This window comes from Streptomyces sp. NEAU-YJ-81, assembly GCF_017592595.1.
Taxonomy (GTDB): domain Bacteria; phylum Actinomycetota; class Actinomycetes; order Streptomycetales; family Streptomycetaceae; genus Streptomyces; species Streptomyces hygroscopicus_B.
The window spans coordinates 1-5,943 of sequence record NZ_JAGFNO010000094.1 but is presented as its reverse complement, the minus strand read 5'-3'; the positions used below and the strand labels follow the sequence as shown (position 1 = coordinate 5,943).

6 protein-coding genes are annotated in these 5,943 nt (G+C 69.1%); 2 read left to right on the top strand and 4 right to left on the bottom strand.

What is annotated here, in order from left to right:
* Nucleotides 1-157 precede the first annotated feature (157 nt).
* The gene (locus tag J5X86_RS49950) at nt 158-415 is read left to right on the top strand and encodes a hypothetical protein (RefSeq protein ID WP_208523199.1); all 258 of its coding nucleotides are present in this window, start codon (nt 158-160) and stop codon (nt 413-415) included.
* Between the two features lie 172 nt (nt 416-587).
* On the top strand, nt 588-1,814 hold the full coding sequence (locus tag J5X86_RS49945; protein ID WP_208523198.1) for a M20 family metallopeptidase: 1,227 nt from the start codon (nt 588-590) through the stop codon (nt 1,812-1,814).
* A 1,141-nt stretch (nt 1,815-2,955) separates the two neighbouring features.
* Here J5X86_RS49945 and J5X86_RS49940 read toward each other — a convergent pair.
* The 4 genes from J5X86_RS49940 to J5X86_RS52355 all read right to left on the bottom strand — a co-directional run bounded on the left by J5X86_RS49940 (nt 2,956) and on the right by J5X86_RS52355 (nt 5,766).
* On the bottom strand, nt 2,956-4,251 hold the full coding sequence (locus tag J5X86_RS49940) for a PP2C family protein-serine/threonine phosphatase (RefSeq protein ID WP_208523197.1): 1,296 nt from the start codon (nt 4,249-4,251) through the stop codon (nt 2,956-2,958).
* A gap of 540 nt (nt 4,252-4,791) precedes the next feature.
* Nucleotides 4,792-5,103 (bottom strand): hypothetical protein, encoded by a 312-nt coding sequence (locus J5X86_RS51840; protein WP_243983361.1) that lies wholly within the window; start codon nt 5,101-5,103, stop codon nt 4,792-4,794.
* A gap of 195 nt (nt 5,104-5,298) precedes the next feature.
* A complete protein-coding gene (locus J5X86_RS51835) occupies nt 5,299-5,556 on the bottom strand; it encodes a protein-L-isoaspartate O-methyltransferase (RefSeq protein ID WP_243983362.1) in 258 nt (85 codons plus the stop codon).
* A 75-nt stretch (nt 5,557-5,631) separates the two neighbouring features.
* Nucleotides 5,632-5,766 carry a hypothetical protein gene (locus J5X86_RS52355; RefSeq protein WP_279595822.1) on the bottom strand — a complete coding sequence of 45 codons (135 nt, stop codon included), beginning with the start codon at nt 5,764-5,766 and terminating at the stop codon, nt 5,632-5,634.
* Nucleotides 5,767-5,943: the final 177 nt, after the last annotated feature.

The following is a 5,943-nucleotide window of genomic DNA, read 5'->3' as shown; positions in this document are numbered from 1 at the left end:
AGTTGTCGTCGCGTCCACACCTGCGGACGACCCGGCTTGATGCCCCGCGGCAGCAGCGGCTCAAGCCGGGCCCACTGGCCGCTCGTCAGATCCCCACGTCCCACAAGACATGATCATCAACGAACAAGATCAACTTTCGCAACAGACCCTAGTCGAGATGTTCCCCGCCAGCTTGCGCTACACCGCCTCGTCCATCGGCTACAACCTCGCCTACATGGTCTTTGGCGGCACCGCCCCCTACCTCGCCACCCTGCTCATCAGCCAGACGGGATCACGGCTGGCTCCCGCGTACTACATCGTGGGTGTCGCCGCCATCGCCCTCGTCATCGTCGCCCTCGCCCTCCGCGAAACGGCCCCGCGCGCCACACCGCCCCGCGAAGCCGTCCTCAGCGATTCCCAGAGCGCGACCGTTTAACGCCCCGTCCCCGGCAGCGCCCGTCCTCGCGCGCCAGAGTCGGCCCGCAGGCAACGAACCAGGGCGCCTACGGAGCCGTGGGACCAGATGGCCATCGGACTGTCGGCACGGCCGGCGAGGGTGAACCGATCCCTCGCGATGACGGGCAACACCAAAGGAGTACTCCACCAGCATGACCACCACCCCCCACCACTGGCTCGCAGCCGTGTCACCCGACCGAGCCGAGGCATTGGCGCTCCTCAGCGAGATGATCAAGATCGACACCCGCACACAGACAACAGGAGAAAGCGTCCTGGCGCGCACGCTGGTCGAGCGCATGCGCGCCCATGGCCTGGAGAGCGAACTACAGGAAGTGTCCCCTGGCCGGTTCAACGCCATCGGCCGCCTGCCCGGGTCAGGCGGCGGAAAGAGCCTGATGTTCAACGGCCATCTCGACACCAACCCCCCGACCGAGGGCTGGACCGTGGACCCGTGGGGCGGACACGTCGATGACGAATTCATCTACGGCCTGGGCGTATCCAACATGAAGGCCGGCTGCGCGTCCTACCTCATCGCCGTTGAAGAACTCCTTCGCTCCAAAATCCGCCTGCGCGGCGACATCATCCTGACCTTCGTCGTCGGCGAACTACAGGGCGGCATCGGCACCCTGCGGGCGATCGAGTCGGGCCTCCGAGCCGACTACTTCATCAACTGCGAACCAACCGACCTGGCAGCCATGACCCTGCACGCCGGCTCACTCAAATTCACCATCGAACTGACCGGCATCACCCGACACATGTCCAAACGCGAGGAGGCCATAGACGCCATCACCGCCGCATGCTCACTGATCCCCGCGATCAACACGATGACCTTCAGCGGCGCCTCGACCACCGCATACCAATCGGTCAACCGCGCACACGTCGGTGCGATCCGCGGCGGACTGGGCCGCGAAACCGTCGACTCACGCCCACCCCAGGTCGCCGACGTCGTTACGCTCCTCGGCGCAGCACGCTACGCCCCAAGCCAGGACGTGACGAGTGTCCTGAAGGACATCCGGACCGTCGCCGCCGACGTCTGCCGCGCCTACCCCGGACTGCAGATCACGGTCACAGAGAGCCGGAACGCCACCGGATTCCCCGACTTCCCGCCGTTCGAGACCGATCCCGCATCGCCACTGGTGCTGGCGGTCAACGACGCCTTCGCCGCAGTCCGCCGACACCCCCAGCCCACCGGCGCCGTCCGCCCCTACTGCTTCTACGGCACAGACGCGGCCCATCTGCAGCACCGGGCCAACATGCAGGGCGTCGTCTGCGGTCCAGGCGGACGCTACAACACCATGCCCGACGAGCGCGTCGACATCGCCGACTATCTCGACGCCATCCGCATCCACCTGCACACCATGCAACAACTGTGCGGCTGACACCCCGTACGACCTTGGCCACGCTGCCGCGAACCGGCAGCCCAAAAGGTGGCGTGCCTTCCTGGGAGGCCGTTAAGTCACAGCGGCCTGAAGGGCAGTGGGCAGTCCGTGCTGATCGGCCCGGAACGCCGAGCCGGTGATCTGGGCTGCCCCACAGCTGGCGTCTCATCCGACAGCGACCCGACATCGGCCGTGAGATTCCCACACGGAATCGGATCCCACACTGGGTGTTAGGCGCCAAGCGCTTGTGTCCGGCGACACCGCTATGACCTGCGGCTTCCTGGGATGGCTCAGAGCCCTGGCCGCCCAGCTGGTCTCACGATGGTGCCCGAGCCCTCGTCGGGCTGCGTGGTGTGCCGGTCCAGCATGTTCCTGATTGTGGTGACTGAGATGCCGGTATCTGTAGAGATCCGTGCCAGGCTCTGACGGAGCTCTTGCCGGCGGTGCAGGATCTCAGGCAGGCGGTGGTCGTAGGCGGGGCGTCCGCCGCTTCGTCGGATCGAGACGCCGTGCTTGGACAGGGCGATGCGAACGGTTGCCCGGCTGACCTGCCCTCGGTCGGCGATGGCGTCCAACGACAGACCAGCGTCTTCGTAGGCCGTGGGTCTGGAGCGTTGGAGCCGGCGGGAAAGCGCCCCGAGGCGCGGCCCCGGCCGATGCTGCCGGCGACCTCGGCATCAGTGCCGACTCGGCAGCCGTCTCCTGCCGGCCGCCGGGCTCTGGATTCAGCGGGCGGGTGTGTAGGTGATGCGGGCCTCGTGGCAGCCGTCGGCGAGAGTGATGAGAGCGGCAGCTCTCGGCCGGGCTCGCCACCGCGGTCTGCCCCAGCGTGGCGGGAACGGCCGCGCTCTGGACGGCCTGCCCAGCCTGGTGGCCTTGCTATGGGGGAGGCAGCAGGCTGTCAGGCGGTGCCGGTCTGGTCGACCTGTCACAGTGCATCGGACAGCTCGCCGGGGTCAACGAATCGGGTGCGGGTGGGGTGCGGGGGCTGAGCCACGTGGCGGAGATGGTGGAGGTGGTGAGGGTCGAGAGCCGTCCCGTACGCTCGCCGGGCCTCGGCCTCCCCGGCCGCCGTACGGCGCAGTATGGCAAGAGCGGATCGCCGGTACTCGGCTACTGCAGCCTCGAGCCCGCGTAACCTTCACGCAGTATGGGTCGGTGGGGCTGGGCGGACGGCGAGCAGGGCGGCGTCGTCATTGGTGTCGGCGGCCAGCCCATTGAGCAGTTCGTCGCAGAAGGTCTCCAGTGGCTCGCGGCAGAGTGCGGCGGTGTGCTGGCGTAGCCGGGTGAGCCCGTGGTCGAGTGATTCGCCGCGGCGTTCGATCAGTCCGTCGGTGTACAGCAGGACGGTGGAGTGAGCGGGCAGTTCATCGAAGGCGGTCGGGCGCTGGTGCGCGGGGTCGACGCCGATCATCAGTCCCGCGCCTGTTTCGAGGTAGCGGGTGTCGCCGTCGGCGGTGATCAGCAGGGGAGGCAGGTGTCCGGCGGAGGCGTGGTGCAGCCCCCAGAGGCCGCCCTGCTGGGGGCCTTTGACCAGGGCGTAGATGCATGTCGCGGTCGCCTCCTGGTACAGGGTGTGGATGGTGAGGTCCAGGCGGCGCAGGACCTCACCGGGGGGCTCTTGGCGGTCCACGGCGATTCCGCGCAGCATGTTGCGCAGGGCGCTCATGGCAATCGCCGCTTGCAGGTCGTGGCCGGTGACGTCGCCGATGACCAGGACGGTATCGCCCTGTGGCAGGACGAAGGCGTCGTACCAGTCGCCGCCCACCTGCGCGATGGCCTGCGCGGGGGTATAGCGGGCGGCGATCTGAAGATGGTCGACCTGCGGCAACTCGGGCAGCAGGTCGCGTTGGAAGCGCTCGGCGATGCGCTGGGTCTGCTGGTGCAGCCGCGCGTTGTCCACCTGCAGCGCCAGGCTGCGGACCAAGGCCTCGATGAACGGGAGATCGTTCTTGGTGAAGGGGTGGTCGGCATCGGTGCGGGCCACGGTCAAGGCGCCGAGGACCTCGCGCCGGGCCCGCAGCGGGGTGATGATGGCGCTACGGGCGGCCAGTTGCTCGAATAGCTCCAGCTGCCGGGCGTGCAGCGGGTTCGCTGCCCGGTTCGGCGAGGGGATGTCGGCGAACAGCAGCGGGCCTGCCCCGCGCAGTACCCGCGGCAGCGGCCCGGCGGCATCCTGCGGCACCGGCGGAAGCAGTCCTTCGTAACCACCGGGAGCCAGCACCTCGGGGGTGCGGTGGGAAACGACAGCCCGCTCCAGCCGGCCGCGTTCGTCCAGCAGGTCGACCACGCACCAGTCCCCCAGCCGCCCGGTCAGCACCCGGCACGCTCGTCGCAGTCCCTCCAGCAGGTCCAGCGTGCTCGCCAGCGCCGTTCCGGCATCCGCCAGCAGAGTAAGCCGACCCAGCAGAGCCTTCTTGTCCTTCTCATCACCCATGCCCTACCGTTCCCCGGGCCACGGCCCCCGCGACGGCAGTCAGCCTGTTGTCCACCCTGTCGGGCGAGCAGCTGGCTGCGCAGGTGAGAACGGGTACCGGTTGTCAAGGAGTCCGGCGACCTTGGCCGCCACCGCGTGATTCACCCGGTCCGGCTCCGCGGGTGTGAGGCAGCAGTGCGCCTCACTCGAGGACCTCTTCCCATCGGCCGGCCGACGGCCGCACGGTTCGCCAGGGGGAGGCCACGGTGCGGTGGGAGGCGGTCAGGCCGGGCGGGCCTACGACCTCAGCAACCCCGGCGCGCCGGACACGCTGGCACGTCGAGAGCTGAGGGTCGTGCTGGCCTATGCCCGGCAGCGGCGCCCCGATGCGGGCAGCGGATCAGGGATCAGCGGACAGGACGTTCACCGCATGGTGCGGCTCTATCGGAAAATGCCGGGTGCGCAACCTCTACACCGCGGCGCGGTCGTGGGTCTGGAGCGGCCATCGCGGCCCCGTTGCCGCATCCCGGCACCATACGTACTGGCGCTCGGGTTCCACGGTCATGCCGAAGTCGCACAGGGTCGGCCGTCCCTCGGCCAGCCACCAGTCCCAGGCAGGTTCCAACTCGTCGGCCAGGCGCCGCGGCCCGCCCTGATAGGCGATGGCCTCCCCGTCGGGGGTGTGGTGAGCGTGGCCCAGGAGGCGATGCCGTCGTGGATCCATACGTTCACGCCGTCGTCGTCCACGCCCGTGATGATCTGCACCTCGGGGAGGTGGATCCGCAGGGCGAACAGCAGATGCGCGTCGTCCTTCAGCGGGCGCAGGTCCCGTGCGAAGAGCCGTTCGTCGTCGGCGGGGCCGGTGCCGCGCACGTGCGGCCAGCTGCTCGCGGGCGGGCATGAACATCGCCAGCCCCTGCATCCACCCCACCGCCGAGCGGTCGTCGGCAACGGTCAGCGCGACGTGCCCCAGCCGCCCCCACGGGGTGACGATCCGGCCGCCCGGCCGCGTCTGCTCCACCCACGCCCAGGTCACCTGATCGACGGCGTAGGTGGAGATCACCCGGTCTACGGCGCGCCGGGCGGCCAACCATCGGCGCCGTCGGCGGCCACGACCGCCGCGTCGATGCCGACCGTGTCGAGGCGTTCCTTGGCCTGCTGGGCCAGCTCGTCGTCCACCTCGACGCTGACCACGCGTCCGGGGCCCACGCGCCACGTGAGGAGGGCCGCGTTCCAGCCCGTCCCGGCCCCCAGTTCGAGGACGCGGTGTCCGGGGTCGAGCATGAGGTAGTCGAGCATGTCCACCACGATGGACGGACACGACAGGCTGGATGAGGGGGCGCCGTCGGTGATCTGGGTGACGGCCGCGTCGTAGGGCCGGCCGTATACCTCGGCGCCCCATCAGTCGGGGTCGGTGCCGCGGTCGAGCGGCTGGTAGGTGTGGCCGTCCCAGTGCCAGAGCCGGTCCGGGGCGAAGGCGTGCCGTGGTGTGTCTCGGCGATGACCTGCCGTGTCCAGGGCGAGCGGGCGGGCCACAGCCCCAGTTGGTCCATGGCCTCGTCTAGGGTCTGTTGCGAAAGTTGATCTTGTTCGTTGATGATCATGTCTTGTGGGACGTGGGGATCTGACGAGCGGCCAGTGGGCCCGGCTTGAGCCGCTGCTGCCGCGGGGCATCAAGCCGGGTCGTCCGCAGGTGTGGACGCGACGACAACT